The sequence below is a fragment of the Streptomyces sp. NL15-2K genome (genome assembly GCF_030551255.1).
Classification (GTDB): domain Bacteria; phylum Actinomycetota; class Actinomycetes; order Streptomycetales; family Streptomycetaceae; genus Streptomyces.
Genome location: NZ_CP130630.1, coordinates 9,178,501 through 9,198,113 on the forward strand (window position 1 = coordinate 9,178,501; position 19,613 = coordinate 9,198,113).

At 70.2% G+C, this 19,613-nt stretch carries 15 protein-coding genes; 4 read left to right on the plus strand and 11 right to left on the minus strand.

Features of this window, described 5'->3' with window-relative positions:
• Positions 1 to 579 precede the first annotated feature (579 nt).
• From Q4V64_RS41060 to Q4V64_RS41110, 11 genes are all read right to left on the minus strand, one after another.
• On the minus strand, positions 580 to 1,758 hold the full coding sequence (locus Q4V64_RS41060) for an MFS transporter (RefSeq protein WP_124438328.1): 1,179 nt from the start codon (positions 1,756 to 1,758) through the stop codon (positions 580 to 582).
• Entirely contained in the window at positions 1,755 to 2,558 is an 804-nt protein-coding gene (locus tag Q4V64_RS41065; RefSeq protein WP_124438359.1) for an ABC-2 family transporter protein, read from the minus strand. The genes Q4V64_RS41060 and Q4V64_RS41065 overlap by 4 nt, the downstream gene beginning before the upstream one ends.
• 5 nt (positions 2,559 to 2,563) lie before the next feature.
• Positions 2,564 to 3,367: an ABC-2 family transporter protein gene (locus Q4V64_RS41070; RefSeq protein ID WP_124438327.1), complete on the minus strand. Its 804-nt coding sequence runs from the start codon at positions 3,365 to 3,367 to the stop codon at positions 2,564 to 2,566.
• Positions 3,367 to 4,380: an ATP-binding cassette domain-containing protein gene (locus Q4V64_RS41075; RefSeq protein WP_124438326.1), complete on the minus strand. Its 1,014-nt coding sequence runs from the start codon at positions 4,378 to 4,380 to the stop codon at positions 3,367 to 3,369. The genes Q4V64_RS41070 and Q4V64_RS41075 overlap by 1 nt, the downstream gene beginning before the upstream one ends.
• A gap of 110 nt (positions 4,381 to 4,490) precedes the next feature.
• Positions 4,491 to 7,358 carry a glycoside hydrolase family 2 TIM barrel-domain containing protein gene (locus tag Q4V64_RS41080; RefSeq protein ID WP_124438325.1) on the minus strand — a complete coding sequence of 956 codons (2,868 nt, stop codon included), beginning with the start codon at positions 7,356 to 7,358 and terminating at the stop codon, positions 4,491 to 4,493.
• Between the two features lie 12 nt (positions 7,359 to 7,370).
• Positions 7,371 to 8,270 carry a carbohydrate ABC transporter permease gene (locus Q4V64_RS41085; protein WP_253266809.1) on the minus strand — a complete coding sequence of 300 codons (900 nt, stop codon included), beginning with the start codon at positions 8,268 to 8,270 and terminating at the stop codon, positions 7,371 to 7,373.
• Entirely contained in the window at positions 8,267 to 9,232 is a 966-nt protein-coding gene (locus Q4V64_RS41090) for a sugar ABC transporter permease (protein ID WP_124438324.1), read from the minus strand. Before Q4V64_RS41090 ends, Q4V64_RS41085 begins: the two co-directional genes overlap by 4 nt.
• Before the next feature lie 20 nt (positions 9,233 to 9,252).
• A complete protein-coding gene (locus Q4V64_RS41095) occupies positions 9,253 to 10,518 on the minus strand; it encodes a sugar ABC transporter substrate-binding protein (protein WP_124438323.1) in 1,266 nt (421 codons plus the stop codon).
• Positions 10,519 to 10,822: 304 nt separating this feature from the next.
• Entirely contained in the window at positions 10,823 to 10,987 is a 165-nt protein-coding gene (locus tag Q4V64_RS41100; protein ID WP_172629069.1) for a hypothetical protein, read from the minus strand.
• Positions 10,988 to 11,109: 122 nt separating this feature from the next.
• Positions 11,110 to 12,354: an ROK family transcriptional regulator gene (locus Q4V64_RS41105; RefSeq protein ID WP_124438321.1), complete on the minus strand. Its 1,245-nt coding sequence runs from the start codon at positions 12,352 to 12,354 to the stop codon at positions 11,110 to 11,112.
• Positions 12,355 to 12,467: 113 nt separating this feature from the next.
• A complete protein-coding gene (locus Q4V64_RS41110; RefSeq protein WP_124438320.1) occupies positions 12,468 to 13,721 on the minus strand; it encodes an FAD-binding protein in 1,254 nt (417 codons plus the stop codon).
• A gap of 108 nt (positions 13,722 to 13,829) precedes the next feature.
• On the opposite strand from Q4V64_RS41110, the gene Q4V64_RS41115 reads away from it, so the two are divergent.
• The 4 genes from Q4V64_RS41115 to rsgA all read left to right on the plus strand — a co-directional run bounded on the left by Q4V64_RS41115 (position 13,830) and on the right by rsgA (position 19,548).
• On the plus strand, positions 13,830 to 14,837 hold the full coding sequence (locus Q4V64_RS41115) for a hydroxyacid dehydrogenase (protein WP_124438319.1): 1,008 nt from the start codon (positions 13,830 to 13,832) through the stop codon (positions 14,835 to 14,837).
• 131 nt (positions 14,838 to 14,968) lie between these two features.
• Positions 14,969 to 16,297: a radical SAM protein gene (locus tag Q4V64_RS41120; protein ID WP_124438318.1), complete on the plus strand. Its 1,329-nt coding sequence runs from the start codon at positions 14,969 to 14,971 to the stop codon at positions 16,295 to 16,297.
• Positions 16,298 to 16,677: 380 nt separating this feature from the next.
• On the plus strand, positions 16,678 to 18,162 hold the full coding sequence (locus Q4V64_RS41125) for a cellulose-binding domain-containing protein (protein WP_124438317.1): 1,485 nt from the start codon (positions 16,678 to 16,680) through the stop codon (positions 18,160 to 18,162).
• A 285-nt stretch (positions 18,163 to 18,447) separates the two neighbouring features.
• Complete coding sequence (rsgA, locus tag Q4V64_RS41130) at positions 18,448 to 19,548, plus strand: ribosome small subunit-dependent GTPase A (protein ID WP_124438316.1); 1,101 nt, start codon at positions 18,448 to 18,450, stop codon at positions 19,546 to 19,548.
• Positions 19,549 to 19,613: the final 65 nt, after the last annotated feature.

Here is a 19,613-nt window from a genome sequence, read left to right on the forward strand (position 1 = left end):
CCCCAGCACGCGTACATCCGTGTGGGGGTCCCGTTCGTACACCACCAGGTCCGAATCACACCGCTTCGCTTCGTCACACGGCCTCCCCGGCACGGCCGTCGTCACGATCGCGCCGCGCGTGCTCGGCATCGAGGTCCTCCAGTTCCCCCAGAGCCGCAGCGCGCTCGCTCTCGTGCGACGCCCGGTGCCAGGCGGGCGGCCTCCCGCCCGGACAGGATCAGACGCGGATCCACCCGGCGCAGGGTGGTGAGTACGGCGACTGCCTGCGGGTCGGCGTTGGCGAGGTCGGCGAGGGGAACCGGGGCCGCCTCCGCCTCGTCCCGTGCGGACGCGGCCTCCTCAAGGGTGCCGGGCTGCTTCCGGTGCCGACGGCTTCGGCGCCGGCACCCCGGGCTGCCGCCCGGCCAGGGCGATCAGCGCCGCACGGTCAGCCGCACCAGCACGGCGGTCATCCGGGGCGGGGCGTGCAGCCGAGGAGGACCTAGGGGCACCGCGAGCAGCGCCCGCCACCTCGGCCACCGACCTCGGTTCCCGGCACAGATCCAGCACCGCGCGGTCCTTGCTCGGTCCGGAAAAGGCCTACCGGCCCGCGTGGACCGGCTCCGGACCGACTGCCACCCACCTGCTCAGTACGGCGGCGCCCAACGCCGCCACGATCAGCGACAGCAGGGCCACCCGCAGACTCGCCGCCCCCGCCAGCAGGCCGACCGCCGGGCCCGCCATCAGGAAGCCCGGCCACTGGCCGATCGTGATGACGGAGACGCCCTCGCCGGCCGGCACCCCGGGCTGTCGTCCGGCCAGGGCGATCAGCGCGGGGAGCACGCAGGCGATGCCCAGGCCGGTCACGGTGAACCCGGCGATGGCGAGTGGCAGGCCTGGACGGGCGAGGACCAGGGCCGCGCCCAGCGCCGTGGTGAGCAGCGACAGCCGTACGAAGGTGCCGCGGCCCAGCCGGGCCACGAACCGGTCGCCCAGCAGCCGCGCCACGAGGATCGCCACCGAGAAGCACGTGTACGTCGCCGCGCCGAGCGCCGAGCCCTCGCCCAGGAAGTCGGCCGTGAACACCGAACTCCACTGCGATGCCGCCCCCTCGACGAAGGACGCCAGGAACGCGATGGAGGCGAGCAGGACCAGTTGGGGAGTGAAGCGGTGCCGGAGCGGCCGGCGTTCCTCCTTGCGCTCCTCGGGGACCCCCTCCTCCGGCAGTCGGCCCGCCCACGCCAGCAGCAGTGCCCCGAGGACGCCGCTGCTGATCGCCATCTGAGCGCCCGGAGAGATGCCGGTGGCCGCCGCGAGCGTGCCGAGGGCGCCGCCCGCCAGCACCCCGCAGCTGTAGGAGGCGTGGAAGCCGGACATGAGCGGTCTGCCCTGATGGCGTTCCACGGCGACCGCGAGCGCGTTGACCGGGGTGGCCAGGAAGGTCGCGCCGACGCCCCACATCGTCAGCCCGACCACCAGCGCGGGCACGGTCGAGGCGCCCGCCAGCACGGGCGCGTTGAGCAGCACCAGCGCGGCGGCCGCCAGGCTCAGCAGACGGGAGCTCACCCGGCCGATGAGCAAAGTGATCAGCACGATCGCGACGAGATCCCCGGCGGCCGACGAGCTGCTCAACAGACCCCACCGCGCGGTGTCCACGCCGACCTGGTCCCGGATCGCGGGGATACGGGCCATCCAGCCGCCCTGCGTGGCACCGAGGATGACGAAGACCAGGCTCACAGCCAGACGCGGAGGTGATCCGGAGCGGGTGGCGGTGGTCATCCGTTCACCCCCGCGTAGTGGGCGACGCTCCACCGCCACAGCAGCCGCGCCCCCAGGTAGGCCAGCACGCCCAGCAGGGGCGAGAGCGCCGCCAGCCAGTACGGGACGCCGGTGTCGTGGCCGTGGCCGGTGAGGACGGCGGCCGGGAAGTACGCGACGAACGCGAGCGGAAGGCCGTACGTCAGGAAGCCGCCCACCGCCTTGGGCAGCACGTTCAGCGGGTAGCTGCCGAAGGTGCCGAGGAGTTCCTCCAGCCAGCTGCCCCAGTGGTCGGCGGCCGGGAAGCGCAGGGACGCACAGGTCACAGCCGTGAACAGCGCCGCCTCCAGGAACATGCCGCCGATCACGGCGGCGATCAGGTACGAGACACGGCCCGCCGTCCAGTCCAGCTCACTGCGGCTGAGCGCGCCCGCCATCAGGCCCGCCGCGACCGTCAGATCGCCGATCGCGTTGGTGGGGAAGTAGGACAGCTGGAGCTGGCGGTGCACCGGCATGGGGCGGGTCAGGTAGACGTCGATCCTGCCTTCCTGGATCTGCCGGCCGGCGCCGTGCCCCACCCGGCCCAGGAACAGCACGAAAAGCCCGTGCGCGAGCATCCGCGTCGCCGGGATCAGCAGCACCTCCGAGCTGTCCCAGCCGCCCATCCCGGTGAACCGGGACAGCAGCACCGTCGCGAACACGAGCACCGACACCTGCCAGATCGCGCCGATCGCGACCATCAGCAGGAACTCGGTGCGGTACTCCAGCTGGGCACGGAAGTTGAGACGCGTGATACGCCACGCGATCCGGACGGCATTCATAGGCATCAGCCTCCTTGGGAGATGACACGGCGGGCGGCCCGCCGCCACAGGAAACGGGTGAACAGCGCGAGCACGACCACCCACCAGGCCTGGACGGCGAGTTGGAAGCCCGCGTCCGACAGCGGGATACGGCCGATGTACAGCGACAGCGGCACGCTCAGCGTCGCCTGGAAGGGCAGGAACGAGCTCAGCGTCACGAACCAGTCCGGGAAGAACCACAGCGGCGCGTACACCCCGGACAGCAGGTTCTGCGCGAAGATCAGGATCAGCATCGCGGCGTTGTTGCGCACCGTCCAGAAGCACAGCTGGTCCAGGACGAGCATGACGTAGTACAGGACCCACTGGCCGAGCAGCAGACTGAGCGCGAACACCCCCGCCACGGCGGCGGACTTCGGCGGCTCGACCACCCCGGCCGCGAGGCAGACCGCGTATCCGCCCAGTGCCCAAGCCAGGCCGTACAGCTGCTCGCCGAGGGCGCGCAGGGCGTAGTAGCGCTGGGGCGGCATCGGGCGCAGGTACCAGTAGACGATCGTGCCGAAGTGCATGTGCTGCAGCACGGTGTCCCGGCCCGCGTACTGGTCCAACTCCCGCAGCCGGGAGGCGAGTACGGCCAGGACGGCGTATGTGACCGCCTGGTCGCGGTCGAGGCTGGCGGTGGTGCCGGTGTTCGCGTACAGACCGCTCCACAGGGACGCCACCAGCACCACCTGCACGGTCAGCCGCACCAGCACGGCGGTCATCCGGGGCGGGGCGTGCAGCTCGCCGAGCGGGGTGACGCGGGCGGTGCGCCAGGCGTGGGCGACGGCCATCACGCGTTCCCGGCGTGGACGTAGGCGGCCCGCATCACGTCCTCCAGGTCCGCCTCGTCGATGGCGACGCCCGTCACCTCGTACCGCTCGATGACCGCCTTGAGCGCCTGGTGCACGGTGGGCGCTTCGGATCCGTCGGCCCCGTCGGCCCCGTCGGGCCCGAACACCACCTGCGGACCGTCCTGCCGCAACACCGCGATCCCCGGCAGTGGTACGACGTCGGTGTGCGCGTCGGCGAGTGTCGCCCGGACCTGCCAGGTCGAACCGAACTTGCGCCGGATCTCCTCCAGGGAGCCGTCGAGCACGAGCCGGCCGTGGTTGATGAGGACGACGCGCTCGGCGAGCCGCTCGACCTCCGTCATGTCGTGCGTGGTCAGCAGGACCGTACGGCCGCGCTCCTCCACCTGGTGGCGCAGGAACTCCCGCACCTGCTCCTTGACCACGACGTCCATGCCGATGGTCGGCTCGTCGAGGAAGACGACCGGCGGATCGTGCAGCAGGGCGGCGGCGAGGTCGCTGCGTACGCGCTGGCCCAGCGAGAGGTGCCGGACCCGGGTGTCCCAGAAGGACGACAGGTCCAGCAGGTCGTCGAACTCCTTGAGGCGGGCGGCGTGTTCGGCCCTGGGCACCTCGTAGATGTCCCGGAGGATCGCGAACGACTCGCGCACCGGAAGGTCCCACCACAGCTGGGTGCGCTGCCCGAACACCGCGCCGATGTTGCGGGCGTTGCGCTCGCGCTCCACGTACGGCACCACGCCCACGACCCTCGCCTCGCCGGAGGTGGGCGTGAGGATGCCGGTGAGCATCTTGATGGTGGTGGACTTGCCGGCGCCGTTCGGGCCGAGCAGGGCGAGGAGTTCGCCGGGGGCGACGTCGAAGGTGATGTCGGAGACGGCGTGTTTGGCCACCCGCTCGGGGTTGACCAGGGAACGCAGCGCGCCGGTGAAGCCGGGGCGGCGGACGGTGGTGTGGAAGGTGCGGGACAGACCTCGGACCTCGATGCTGCCGCTCACGTCGGGAACTCCCTTGCCGGGCACGTGAAACGCGGCCGGCCGGCTGCGAAGCCGACCGGCCGCGGAGAACGTCACGACGGTGTCAGAATGTCGATCAATCGGTCAATGGATTAACCGATCACCGAGAAGACGAACGAGAACTCCGTGGGCTCGGCCTTCAGGAAGTACCGCGGCAGCGGGCCCGGACCGCAGGACTGCGAGCCGATGCCGTGCTGCCCGTGGTCGAGGTTGACCCACACCGAGTCGCCGGGTGCGAGGTCGGTCAGATGCCGCGCCGCGTCCAGCTGCTCGGTGGTCCAGCGTCGCGCGCTGAACCAGAACTCCGGGTCGCCCTCGATCCTGAGTCCGCCGATCTCCAGCCAGCGCACGTCGGCTCGCGCGCCGTTCTCCTGCGGACGGACGTACGGCGTCTGCAGATCGTCTACAGTCGACTGCCAACGGCCGACCATCGACGCCATCCTGGTGTCCGGATACGCCTCACCGGGGCCGCCGCCGAACCACTGCACACTGTCGGCGGTCGGCAGTGCGAAGCGGACGCCGAGCCGGGGCAGCGGCAATGTCCAGTCGCCCTCCGGTGCCACCGACACCGTCAGCCGCAGCCGGTCCCCGTCGGAGGTCCAGCGGTACACCGTGGCGAGGCCGACCTCGCGGGCGGCGGGCGCCACCCGGGTCCGCACCGTCAACGCGTCGTCGCCCAAGTCCACGCCGTCCAGCCGGTGCTGCATGCGGTGCAGGCCCAGCGTGCGCCACATCACCCCGTACCGGGTGTCCGTCTGCCACTCCGCGCCGTCGTCGTTGTCGGTCGGCGCCCGCCACACGTCCAGCTTCAGGCCTTCGACACAGACCCCGCCGATCGTCTTCAGCGCACCCGTACGGGCGTCGAAGGCGGCCGGGCCGAGCGTGATCCGCCCGTCGCCCCGCACGGGCCGGTCGGTCGCGGGGACGGACGGCAGCGGCCGGGCGGCCACCGCGAACTGACCCCAGGCGACCACGTGGTCCTTCGGCGCCCAGGCGGTGTCGGCGGCGAGCAGTGCCCGTACCGTCCACTGCCGCTCGCCGCCGCGCCCGTCCACGGGCGGCTCCGGCAGCTTCACCTCAGCCGACTCGCCCGCCGCCAGCGCCGGCACCGACAGGGAGCCCGACTCGACGGTCTCGCCGTCCACCTGGCACGACCACTCGAAGGCCAGCTCCGACAGGTCCGCGAAGTCGTACTTGTTGGTGATCCGTACGGTGCCGTCCGCGCCGTCGCCCTCGATGCGGACCGGCTCGATGACCTTCTTGTACTCGACGAGCCCGGGGGAGGGCTCGCGGTCGGGGAAGATCAGCCCGTCGCAGACGAAGTTGCCGTCGTGCAGCTCCTCGCCGAAGTCGCCGCCGTAGGCGTAGCCCAGCTCGGGGTGCTTGATGCCGTGGTCGATCCACTCCCAGATGAAGCCGCCCTGGAGCCGGTCGTACGACTCGAACAGCCGCTGGTAGTCGGCGAGCCCGCCGGGGCCGTTGCCCATGGCGTGCCCGTACTCGCACTGGATGAAGGGGAGCCCGCGCCTCTTCTCCGTGCCCCCGTCCAGGCCCTTGCCGATCTTCTCGACCTCGTCGTGGAAGGCGTACATGCGCGAGTACACGTCCGTGTCCCGGCAGTTCCAGTCGCCCTCGTAGTGCACCAGGCGCGAGGAGTCCCGGCCGTGGATCCACTCGGCCATCGCGGTCAGGCCGCGGCCGGTGCCGGCCTCGTTGCCCAGCGACCAGAAGACGACCGACGGGTGGTTCTTGTCGCGCTCGACCATGCGGGCGGCGCGGTCCAGGAGGGCCGGGGTCCACCGGTCGTCGTCGACGGGGTTGTCCCGCCAGTCCTGCTCGGTGAAGCCGTGGGTCTCCAGGTCGCACTCGTCGATGACCCACAGCCCGTACTCGTCGCACAGGTCGAGGAAGGCGGGGTGCGGCGGGTAGTGGGAGGTGCGGACGGCGTTGAGGTTGTGCCGCTTCATCAGCAGCACGTCCTCGCGCATGGTCTCCAGGTCGAGCGCGCGGCCCTTCTCCGGGTGCCATTCGTGCCGGTTGACGCCCTTGAAGAGGACGGGCCGGCCGTTGACCTTGATCAGGCCGTCTTCGAGGACGACCGTACGGAAGCCGATGCGCAGGGGCACCCGTTCGCCCTCGGTCGTGAGGACGCCGTCGTACAGCGTCGGCGTCTCCGCGGACCACGGCTGGACCGGCACTGTCACCGAATCGCCGGTCGCGACATCGATGTCCAGGGCGGGCACGGTCACCCGCCCGTCGACGTCGGAGTCGACGCGCAGGGTGCCCTCACCCGTGACGTGGTCGTAGGAGGCGTGCACGAAGAAGTCGAGCACGCTGCCCGCAGGCCGGTGCAGCAGCGTCACGTCACGGAAGATGCCCGGCAGCCACCACTGGTCCTGGTCCTCCAGGTAGGAACCGGCCGACCACTGGTGGACGCGGACCGCCAGTACATTGCCTACAGGCTTCAGTAGATGGCCGACCGCGAACTCGTGCGGCAGCCGGGAGCCCTTGAACTCGCCGATGTCCGTGCCGTTCAGCCAGACACGGGCGCAGGACTCCACTCCGTCGAACCGCAGGACGGCGCCGCCCTCGGACAGGGCGGGCCAGTCCTCGGGCAGGTCGAAGACCCGCAGGTGGTCACCGGTCGGGTTCTCCGAAGGGACGTGCGGCGGGTCCACCGGGAAGGGGTACAGGTGGTTGGTGTAGATGGGGGAGCCATGGCCCTGCATGACCCAGTGGCCCGGGACCGCGACCGCGGCCCAGTCCCCGGCGTCGTACCCCTCCCCGGCGAACGAGTCGTCCTCGGCGTCGGCCGTCGCCGACAGACGGAAGCGCCAGCTGCCGTTGAGCGACAGGGACTTCGCGTCCGAGGACGCGTACCAGGCGCGGGGCGGCAGGGCACCGCTGCCCGGTGAGACGTCCTCTACGTAGTCGACGGACGTGGTGGTGCGGAAAGACATCGGTCTCCTTGCTCAGCCCTTGATGCCGGTCTGGGCGATCCCCTGCACCAGCCAGCGCTGGAGGAAGAGGAACACGAACACCAGGGGCAGGATGGAAAAGGCGGTGGCCATGAAGATCAGATGGAAGACGACGGTCTGGTTGGTCATGTAGTTGGAGAGCGCGACCTGGACGGTCCACGAGCCCGGGTCCTGGCCGATGACCAGCGGCCACAGGAAGGAGTTCCACCCCTGGATGAAGGTGATGGTCGCCATCGCCGCGAAGAAGTTCAGCGAGTTGGGCACCACGATGCGCCAGTACGCGCCCCAGTAGCCCAGTCCGTCCACGCGCGCCGCCTCCTCCAGCTCCTTGGGGAACCCCAGGAAGTACTGCCGGAACAGGAAGCAGGTGAAACCACTGAACAGGCCCGGGATGATGAGACCCCGGTAGGTGTCCACCCAGCCGAGCGACGACACCAGCACGAAGCTCGGGACGAAGGTGACCGCCGTCGGGACCATCAGGGTGCCCAGGACGGCGTAGAAGACCTTGTTGGCGTGCTTGTACGGGATGCGGGCGAGACCGTAGCCCGCGAGGGAGCACACCAGCAGCACGCCGACGGTGTGCAGGGTGGCCACGATCGCCGAGTTCCACAGGGACTGGGCGAAGGGCACCGTGTCGTCGGTGAACAGTTCGCTGATGTTGCCCCACTGGATGTCCGTGGGGAAGAACTTCCAGTTCTCTCCGGTGATCTCGGCGTCGGTGGAGAGGGCGTTGCGGATCAGCAGGTAGAACGGGATCAGGAAGAGGAAGCCGGCGACTCCGGTGGCGATGTAGAGGCCGGTGGAGCTCATCACGCCGCCGCCGCCGCGCTTGGTGCGGCGGGGCTTGCCTGACGACGGCGCGGGTTCCCGCACCTCGGGCATGGTGGTGGTCACTTCGACTCCTCCCCCCTTCCGAAGCCCATGAACTTGCCCTGGAGCAGGGTCACGGCACAGATGAGCACGGTCAGGATGACCGCGCCCGCGCTGCCGGAACCGTAGTCCTGGCTCTCGCCCAAGGCCTTGTAGTACAGCTCGACGAGGGGCGGACGACCCCATGTGGTCTTCGACAGGAGGTTGAAGAACTCGTCGAAGGCCTGGTACGCGGCGACGAGCAGCAGGAGGATCACCGCGGTGGACGTGGCCCGCAGCTGGGGCAGCGTGATGTACCAGAAGGTCTGCCAGCCCGGCTTGGCGCCGTCGATGGCGGCGGCCTCGTACAGCTCGCCCGGGATGTTCTGCAGCGCCGCGATGAACAGGATCATGTAGAAGCCGGCCTGCAGCCACAGCCGCGCGGTGACGATGACCAGCCAGTACCAGGGCGGATTGGGGTCGGCCAGCCAGGCGATGTTCTCGATCCCGAACCAGCTCAGAATCGTGTTCATCAGACCGAAGCGGACGCCGCTGAAGATGGACATCTTCCAGATCAGCGAGGCGGCCACGTAACTGCACGCGGTCGGCAGGAAGAAGACCGACCGGAAGAACGCCCGCATGAAGCGCAGCCGGTTCACCAGCAGGGCCAGGCCCAGCGAGAGCGCCCAGGTGGTGGGCACGATGAACGCGGCGAAGAGGGTGAAGGTGCCGAGTGAGCCGACGAAGTCGTCGTTCGTCAGCATGTACTTGTAGTTCTCGAAGCCGACGAACTTGTCGGGCGTGACGGTGAAGCGGGCCTCGAAGAAGCTGAGCCAGAGACTCCAGAGGATCGGCGCGTAGACGAAGATCGCCAGACCGATGAGGAACGGCCCGGTGAAGAGCCAGAAGTTGAAGGTGGGGCTGCCCCGCAGACCCCGCCGCGGCTTGGCCGAGGAGGCCTTCGCCGGGGCGGGGCGCGCGACGTCGCGCGTCTTGGTCGTCGACATGTCGTGGTCCGTCCTGCGGTCTATCCGAACAGCTTCTTGAGCTCGCGGTTCACGGCCGCGTCGCACTTGTCCAGGGCGGCTTCCGGGTTCATGTTCTTGCGGACGCAGTTGGCGAAGACGTCCTCGAAGGCGGTGCGCATGGCCTGGGTCCAGCCGATGTTGTCGAAGTGCCCGAACTCGTTGAAGAGCCGGACACCCTCAGCGGCGTTGCCCGACTTGAGCTTGGTGGCCTTCTCGGCGATCGAGGTGCGCGGCGGAATGTGGAAGCCGAAGGAGGTGGCCCACTCCTCCTGGTACTCCTTCTGGTCGATCCACAGCCACTTGACGTACTCCTTGGCCGCCTCGACGTTCTTGCCCTTGGCATTGACGAACATCGACCAGCCGCCGTTGTAGACCGACTGCTTGCCGGAGTCCGTGACCTTCGGGAAGGGGAAGACCCCCCAGTCGTCGCCGAGCGCGTCCTGGATCGCCGGCATCGCCCACATGCCGCAGAACTGGATGGCACACAGTCCCTGGTTGAACGAGGAGGGGTCCCAGGACTCGGTCGGAGCGCCGAGGAGCAGATCGCCGCTGGTGAACAGCTTGCGCATCTTCTTCAGGCCCTCGACGACGCCGTCCGTGTGGTAGGCGATCTCGTTCTTCTCGTTGAGGTGCTGGGCGCCGGCCGACCAGATCAACGTGTCGTTGACGCTGTGCAGGTCGTTGCCCACGTACAGGCCCTTGACCTTGCCGGTGGTGAGCTTGGCTGCGGCCTCCATCAGCTCGTCGAGCGTGGTCGGCACGTCGACGCCTGCCTTCTCCAGCATCGACTTGCGGTAGAAGAAGAACTGCGGGTCGTCGATCATGCGGACGCCGTATATCTTCCCGTCCACCGTGTGCGACTGGATGTCGGCCGGGTTGAAGTCGTCCTTGACCGGGTTGAGGATGTCGGTCAGGTCGGCCACCTGACCGCTCTTGACCATCTGGATCTGCGGGTGGAACTCGAACAGGTCGGGCGCGTTGTCGGTGAGCAGCGTCGCGAAGAGCTTGCTCTCGAAGTCGGCGCTGGTGATCCACTGCGTGGTCACGTTCGCCTTGTCGTAGGCCTTCGCGTACTTCTTGATGGCCTGCTCGGTCCCGGCCTCACCGTAGGCGTGGAAGTACTGCGTCAGGTTCGTGCCCGAACCGCTGCCCCCGCCCCGTCCGTTGTTGCCGCCGCATGCGGCAAGCCCGCCGGCGGCGGCCAGGCCCATGGCGGCCCGCAGTACGTTGCGGCGGTCCCAGTTGCTGTTGCTCAATGCCGACATGCTGACGTCCTTGTCTGTTGTGGCCCGGATCCTGTGTACGGCTCGTGTGTCCGGATCGTGTGCGGCTTGTATCGGCTGCGGCTCGATGGCTCAGCGCCAGATGGCTCAAATGGTCTTGCGGTGCGGGACGTTAACCTTCGGCTAAGGCTTCGGCAAGGGGTTGGACGAAGTCTGCTCGAAGCGTTGTGTAGCGTTCGGGATATCGGACATGGGGAGTGGCGGGCCGCCGCACCAGCGGCCCGCACCCCGGTGGACTACTCGCGGAACCAGGCCTGGTCGGCCCCTGCGGTGCAGCTGTAAAGGGTCACTTTGCTCCCGTCGGCGGTCGCCTCACCGCTGACGACGACCACGACTGCCCCGCCCCGCCCGTGCAGACGGCGATCGCCGCCCCCGGGGCGTTCGACAAGGCACCGGAGGCACCGATGCCGTCGATGGCCTGGGCGGCGTGCGGGGAGACCTCGGCCGCCATGGGGGGAGCGGCCGAGGCGGTCGGGGTGGATACGAGGGGTCCGGAGACAGCGAGCGCGGTTGCGGCTGCCGGGAGGACCGACCTCCTCGGGTGAGGGCGAAGCATATGCATCCCTTCCGTCGTCATGAAGGTGGTGCGGTGCGGCTTCTTGCGGGGGTGGTGCGTTTGCCATTCCTCTGCCCCACCGACTGAAGGGCGCCTTCGAGCGCGAAGGTCGCGGCTCCCAGGCACACCGGGTCGGTGGGGATGGGGGAGAGGACGATCTCGGTGGCTGCCAGCGGCCGCCGCAGCGCGTGCCGGGCGACGGCCTCGCGCACTTCGGCGAGCAGCGGCTCGCCGAGGGTGGCCGCGACCCAGCTGCTGAGCACGACCACTTCCGGGTTGAACAGGTTGACCAGGTCGGCGATGCCGGCGCCGAGGTAACGGGCGGTGTCGCGGACCACCTTGAGCGCCACCGGATCGTGCGCGGCGACCCCGCGGGACAGCGCGTCGATGGTGGCGGTCTGGTCCTCCGGGTGCAGCAGCGCGCTGCGGGGGCTGAGCTCCCGCAGGTTCACCATGATGCCGGGCGCGCCGACGTACGTCTCCACGCAGCCGTGGTTGCCGCAGTGGCACAGCCGCCCGTCGAGGACCAGCGTGGTGTGCCCCCACTCGCCGGCGCTGTTGCTCACGCCCCGGTGCAGTCCGCCGCCGAGCACCAGCCCGGCGCCCACTCCGGTGCCGAGGTTGACCACCACGGCGTCCCCGCTCCCGCGCGCGGCCCCGAACCACAGCTCGGCCACCGCGCAGGCGCGCAAGGGGTTGTCCAGGTAGAGGGGGTAGGCGATGTGCTCGGTGAGCAGGTCCAGCAGCGGCACGTCGTGCCAGTCCCAGTTGGGCGCGTACTCCGAGATGCCGGTGGCGCGGTCCACCTGCCCCGGCACGCTCACCCCGACGCCGAGCACCCGCGCGCCCTCGATGCCGGCCTGCGCGACCACCGAGCCGACGGCGGCGGCGACATGGCCGACCACCTGCTCGGGCCGGCTCTCGCCGGGGCGCATGTCCTCGTCGGCGCGGGCGAGCACGTTCAGCGCGAGGTCGAACAACTCGACATGGACGTACGTCTCCGCGATGTCGACGCCGATCAACGCGCCCCCCGACGCGTTGACGGCCACGAGGCCCCGGGGGCGACCGCCCGCCGAGTCCTCGAACCCGACCTCCGTGATCATTCGGAGGTCGAGCAGCTCACCGACGAGCGTGGCGACCGTGGCGAGGCTCAGACCGGTGGCGGCCGCAAGCTCCTGCCGGGACGTGGGCGACTCGGCGATGATCTGGCGCAGCACCTCGTAGCGGTTCGCGGTGCGGATGTCACGTGATGTGCGCTTCACCGGGCCTGCCCCATCCCTTCAGCTCATGCCGGGACGACATCGGCACCGGCGCGGCGCAAGGCTATGGGCTGCGAGGACTTTCGACAAGGGCTTAGGAAAGGGGTTTTATAAAGTCAGGCGCCCAGCGCCTCCCGGACGAACGCGTTGGCGAATTTGCCGCTCGGGTCGAGGTCGCGCGCGAGGGTCCGGAAGTCGCCCAGCCGCGGATACCGACCCCGCAGCGCCTCCGCCGGTGCGGTGAACACCTTCCCCCAGTGTGGGCGGGCCTCGAAACCGTCCAGGGCTGCCTCCAGTCTCCGCACCACCGGCAGCACCGCAGCCGTGTCCTCGATCCAGGTGAAGTGCAGCGCCACGGTGTCCCGTCCGTACGCCGGGCTCAGCCACTGCTCGTCGGCGGCGACCGTACGCACCTCGCAGGTCTGCAGTACGGAGGCGACGGTCTCCCGTATCCCGTCGATCGCATACATCGCGTCGACGGCATACCGGCGCGGCAGCAGGTACTCCGACTGCAACTCGGCGCCGCTGCTCGGGACGAACTCCGCCCGGAAGTGCGGCAGCCGCTCGTGCCACGGCCCCGGCACGCCGAACTGCTCGGTGCAGTTGACCGCCGGCATCCCCGGCACCGGGTGCATCTTCTCGGTGGCGGGCGCCGCCCACGGGAAGCCGGGCAGCGGCTGGTCGGTGCGCCGCTTGAGCCAGACCTGCCGGAAGCCCGGCGCACGCCAGTCGGTGAACAGGCTGACGCTGTAGGCGCTCTCCATCACCGTCTCGAACGTCGCGAAGTCCAGCCCGGCGAGGGGGAACTCGGTGAACACATGCTGCTCGACCTCGAACGAGGTCTCCAGATCGAGGGTGAGCGCGGTGACGACACCGAGGGCGCCCAGAGAGGTCACCGCACCGCCGAACCGCTCGTCCCCCCGCCCGATGACGACCGTCGAGCCGTCGGCGGTCACGATCTCCACCTCGCGCACGACCGACGCCAGCGGACCGTTTCCGACGCCCGAGCCGTGGGTGCCGGTCGCCACCGACCCGGCCACCGAAATGTGCGGCAGGGAGGCCATGTTGGGCAGCGCGAGGCCCTGGGCGTGCACGTACCGGGCCAGCTCCGCGTACCGGACGCCGCCGCCGACCCGAACCTTCCGGGCCGCCGTGTCGACGTCGATCTCGGGCGGCAGCGCGCCCAGCGACAGCAGGACGCCGTCGGCACCCGGCTCGGCGATCTCGTTGAACGAGTGCCCGCTGCCCAGCACCCGCACCGTCGCGCTGTCGGCCACGAGGGCGCCGAGCGCGTCGAGCGAGTGCGGGCGGTGCAACTCCTTGGCGGCGTACGTGATGTTGCCCGCCCAGTTGGTGACCGTCTCCGTCATTGCTGTCGTCCCTCCCGAAGATACCTGTGCGTTGACCTTCTCATTTACCGCCACCTACCGTAGAGAGCGGTTTCTATCGCCACGTCACCGAGCCGGAGGGCCACCCACTTGACCGAGCGTCCCCAGGCACTGTTCGCCATGACCGCCGAGAACGTGCCGCTCGTCTTCCCGCCCGAGATCCTGGCGCGGCTGCGGGAGGCCGTGGACATCGACCCCGCCCTGGTGGCACAGGACCTCACCGACCCCCTCGTGGCGAAAACACTCGCCCGTACAGAGATCCTCGTCACCGGCTGGGGCTGCCCCCGCCTCGACACGGCCGTCCTCGACGCGGCCCCCCGGCTGCGCGCGGTCCTGCACTCGGCCGGCTCGGTCAAGGGCTTCGCCACGCCCGAACTGTGGCGACGCGGCATCGCCGTCTCCTCGGCGGCCGAGGCCAACGCACTGCCCGTCGCCGAGTACACGCTCGCCATGATCCTGCTGGCCGGCAAGGACGTCCTCGCCGCCCGCGACCGCCTGCGCACCGAACGCGCCTTCCCTGGCTGGGAGCTGGTCCCCGGCATCGGCAACCACGGCCGCCGCGTGGGCGTCATCGGCGCCTCCCGCATCGGCCGCCGCCTCCTCGAACTGCTGCGCCCCTTCGACCTGCGGCCCGCCCTCACCGACCCGTACGTCGACGAGACCCAGGCCGCCGCGCTCGGCGTACCGCTGCTGGAACTCGACGACCTCCTGCGCACCTCCGAGATCGTCACCCTGCACGCCCCCGAAACCCCCGAAACCCGGCAGCTGATCGGCCGCCGCGAGCTGGCCCTGATGCCCGACGGCGCGGTCCTGATCAACACCGCGCGCGGCGGCCTCGTCGACCACGACGCCCTCCTCACGGAACTGCGCGCCGGGCGCCTCACCGCGATCCTCGACGTCACCGACCCCGAACCGCTGCCCCCCGACTCACCCCTCTTCGACCTCCCGAACGCCTTCATCACCCCGCACCTCGCGGGCTCCCAGGGCAACGAGGTGGCCCGCCTGGGCGCCACGGTCGTGGAGGAGGCCGTACGGCTGCTGTCGGGTGAGCCACTCGCGTACCCGGTCGATCCGGCGGCCCTGGAGCGGGCGGCGTGAGGAGTGCGTCACCGGCGAACACCTCCGTACCGGGGCATATCGCACGGCGCGAGAGGACCCGGCACGGCTGACGCGCGGGCGTGGGCATACCGTGAGGTGTCGTACGTCCGAACCGGGAGGAGACACGGGAGATGGGCAGCCGTACCGCACTGGTCGAGGACCTGATGGAGCGATTCCCGCACGTACCGCGGGAAGCCGTCTTCAAAGAGGACCTGCTTCGCGGCGGGTTGGCCTTCGACCCATCGGCGCTCAGCGATACCGCCAACGAGGCAGCCGGCGAGGTCAAGCCGAAGTCCTACTTCATCTTCTCCTTCGACCACGGCACCCTGCCCGAGCTCGGCGAGGCCGCGCTGCGGCGCCCGCCCGAGGAGATCATCCTCACGGGAGGCCCGTACGACCTGCGCCGGACCGTCGTGTCGGTGCGCGTGAACCCGTCCTCGCCGTACCGGGTCGCGGCCGACGACGAGGGCGTCCTCGGGCTCTACCTCGACGGCAAGCGGATCGCCGACGTCGGTGTGCCGCCGATGCCGGAGTACTATCGGCACACCCTCGCCAACGGGAAGTCGGTCATGGAGGTCGCCCCCACCATCCAGTGGGGCTACCTCATCTACCTCACCGTCTTCCGGGTCTGCCAGTACTTCGGCGCCAAGGAGGAGTGCCAGTACTGCGACATCAACCACAACTGGCGCCAGCACAAGGCCGCCGGGCGCCCGTACACGGGAGTCAAGGACGTCGAGGAGGTCCTCGAGGCCCTGGAGATCATCGACCGGTACGACACCCAGAAGGCGTCCACCGCCTACACGCTCACCGGCGGCGCGATCACGTCGAAGGTCGCCGGGAGGGACGAGGCCGATTTCTACGGGCACTACGCCAAGGCCATCGAGGAGCGCTTCCCGGGGCGGTGGATCGGGAAGGTCGTCGCGCAGGCGCTGCCCAAGGACGACGTACAGCGGTTCAAGGACTACGGCGTGCAGATCTACCACCCCAACTTCGAGGTGTGGGACCGCCGGCTGTTCGAGCTGTACTGCCCGGGCAAGGAGCGCTACGTCGGCCGCGACGAGTGGCACAAGCGCATCCTCGACTCGACCGACGTCTTCGGCGCCCGCAACGTGATCCCCAACTTCGTCGCGGGTGTGGAGATGGCCGAGCCCTTCGGTTTCACGACGGTCGACGAGGCCATCGCGTCGACGACGGAGGGCCTGCGCTTCTTCATGTCGCACGGCATCACGCCCCGCTTCACCACCTGGTGCCCCGAGCCGACGACCCCGCTCGGCAAGGCCAACCCGCAGGGCGCGCCGCTGGAGTACCACATCCGCCTGCTGGAGGCCTACCGCGCCACGATGGACGACTTCGGTCTCTCCTCGCCCCCCGGCTACGGTCCGCCCGGCCCCGGCCGCGCGGTCTTCTCCGTCAGCTCCTTCATGGACAGTCTCCCGGCGGCGGAACCGGTCGAGGTGTAACGGCCGGCGTCAGCGTTCGCCCACCTCTGGCCGGCGGGCCGCGTCGACGGCCCGATCCGAGTGGACCGGCATTGATACTTTCCGGCCTTCCTTACGTATGACTGACAGAGCAACGACGAGTGGTCGCAGGAACACCGCGCGGAGGCCCCTGGGCATCGACGGACGGGTCGTCGGGGTGGTGTACTCCAACCGGTGGACGACAGGCGGGATGCGCGGCCGGGGTGTGCGAAGCCCGGTCGCGTGGCCGCCCGTCATCGGATTTGAATACCCCGCTTGTCAGTTGTGTGGGTGGCGTGAAAAGCTCGTGTCCTGCCGCGAGGTTCCCCCCAACTCCTTTGCCAGTATGGCGAGTTGACCTCGCATTCGAATGCAGGAGACCCATGCCCGACCTGCCGACTCCCCAGGACGCCGCCGAGGCCGCGCTGTTCTCCGAGTGCTGGGACGCCGTGCTCTCCTACGCCGACCTGTGCACGGCCGGTTCCACAGCGGCGACGCAGCTGGCCACGGAGGCATTCTCCCTCGGCATGCGCGAGGCCCGCGCCGCCGAGGCCGTTCCGTCCCGCAGCGCCGGCCGCCGCCCGGCCCGCCTGCCCAGGATCCCCCTGCTGCTGACCGCCGTACGCGACACGGCGGCGGCCTGGGAGACCCAGGGGCACGGCCACCGACTCGACCCCGAACTGCGCCTGTGGCTCAACTCCGACAAGGCCGCCCGCTACACCGGCCCCCCGCTCAGCCGTCCGCTCGCCCTGCGCGGACTGCGCGACCTGCAGGCGGCCGACGCGGAACTGCTGTGGCTGGCCGAGGTGGAGGCGCTGCCGCTGTCCGCGGTGGCCCGCCGGCTCGGCCTCGACCCGGCCACGGTGTCCGACGAACTCGCCGAAGTGCGCCGCCTGTTCCGGGACCGCTGCCACCGCAACCACCTCGACACGCCGATGGACGCGCAGTGCCGCAGCTACGCCCGGCTGCTCGACGCGGTCACCCGGTCACCGGCCGCGGACACCCCGAAGGACCTCTCCCGGCACCTCGCACGCTGCGTGGAGTGCGCCGAGGCCGCCGCATGCCTGCGGCTGCACGGCGGCGGGCTGCCCGCGGCGCTGGCCGGCGGAGTGATCGGCTGGGGCGGCCTCGCCTACCTGGAGCGACGCAGAAGAGCCGCCGAGGTCCGCCTCGGCGCCGGGCGCCCCGCACCGGCCGACAGTGACGGCGCGCCCCCGAACCCCGGCGCGCACAAGGCGCGCGTCGTGCGCAACGGACTCCTCGTCGCGGCCGTCCTCGTCTCGCTGCTGGCACTCGCCGTGTCGATGATGCCGGGCGGCACCGACCAGAGCGCCACCCCCAGCGACGCGTCCGACCGCGAGCCGGTGGCCGCCGACCCCGGCGTGTCCCTGCCGCCCGTCGCACCGCTGCCGTCCGGCTCCCCGAAGCCGTCGGACACCGGGCAGAAGGACAAGCCCGACGAGTCCGCCGGCAAGAACCGCGACACCACACCCCAGGGCACGTCGTCGTCCACGGCTCCCGGCGGCGACCCGGACCCCGACAAGAGTGAGCCGCCCACCTGCCGGGTCCAGTACGACCTGGTCACCGAGTGGCCCGACGGCTTCCAGGCCACCGTGACGGTGACCACCGAACGACCGCTGGACACGTGGCGCGTCGCCTGGTCCTTCCGCGACGGCCAGAAGGTCGGCCAGATGTGGGACGCGAGCTTCGCCCAGAACGACTCCCGGGTCACCGCCACGGCCGCCGACTACAACAAGTCGGTCCCCGCGGACGGCTCCCTGGCCTTCGGCTTCCTCGCGTCGTGGCAGGGCGAGAACTCACCGGCGTACGGATTCACGCTGAACGGGCATCGCTGTGCGACGGCGTGAGGGTAGGCGCGAAGGTGTGAGGGCCCGCGCGAACACGTGAGGCCGAAAATGCGTTGACCGGTCGCCGTGAGGCCGGGTTAGAGTTGCCGCGCGTCACGGCGAACCGTGTCGCCGAGCGAGCGTGTACGAGGAGGTGTCGACCGATGGCTGTCATTGCGATGGGCGCTGCCCGCATCCAGGAATCCATCAAGTCCACCTCCGTGGCCTCCGGCTGACACCTCGACTCCTTTTCTTCCGCGCGCCTGAGCGCGCGGCTGCCGGGGCCGCCCTTGTGAAGGGTCACCCTTGACTTCCACCTCTGTCTTCTCCACCTACTCCGCTCTCGCTCCCTACGGCTGGGACGAGGCATGGGCGGACGAGTTCGCCCCTTACGAGCCCGAGGGACTGCTGCCCGGACGCGTGATCCGGGTCGACCGCGGGCAGTGCGACGTGGTCACCGCCGACGGGATCGTCCGGGCGGACACCGCGTTCGTCACCCCGCACGATCCGATGCGGGTCGTGTGCACCGGCGACTGGGTCGCCGTCGAACCCGGCGGCAACCCGCGCTACGTACGGACGTATCTGCCGCGCCGTACCGCCTTCGTACGCTCCACCTCCTCCAAGCGGTCCGAGGGGCAGATCCTCGCCGCCAACGTCGACCACGCGATCGTCGCCGTGTCGCTCGCCATGGAACTCGACCTCGGCCGCATCGAGCGGTTCCTCGCCCTGGCCTGGGAGTCCGGGGCCCAGCCCGTGGTCGTGCTGACCAAGGCCGACCTCGTACCGGACGCCGTGACGCTGGCGCACCTCGTGCAGGACGTGGAGACCTCGGCACCGGGGGTGCCGGTCCTGCCGGTCAGTGCCATGGACGGGGACGGGCTCGACGTCCTGGTCGCCGTCGTCTCCGGTGGTACGTCCGTGCTGCTCGGGCAGTCCGGTGCGGGCAAGTCCACGCTCGCGAACGCGCTGCTGGGGGAGGACGTCATGGAGGTGCAGGCCACCCGGGACGCGGACGGCAAGGGCCGTCATACGACGACCACGCGCAACCTGCTCGCGCTGCCGGGCGGCGGTGTCCTGATCGACACACCCGGGCTGCGCGGCGTCGGCCTGTGGGACGCCGAGAGCGGGGTCGGGCAGGTCTTCTCCGAGATCGAGGGGCTGGCCGAACGCTGCCGGTTCCACGACTGCGCGCACGAGAGCGAGCCGGGGTGCGCGGTGCTGGCCGCGATCGACTCCGGTGAGCTGCCCGAGCGGCGGCTGGAGAGCTACCGCAAGCTCATGCGGGAGAACCAGCGGATCGTCGCCAAGACCGACGCGCGGCTCAGGGCGGAGCTCAAGCGGGACTGGAAGCGGAAGGGGGCGGTGGGCAAGGCGGCGATGGAAGCGAAGAGGGGGCGCTGGCAGTAGGGCTCCCTGGTGACCCACTTACCCATCTAACTCATCCAATCCATCCAATCCATCCAACCCATCTC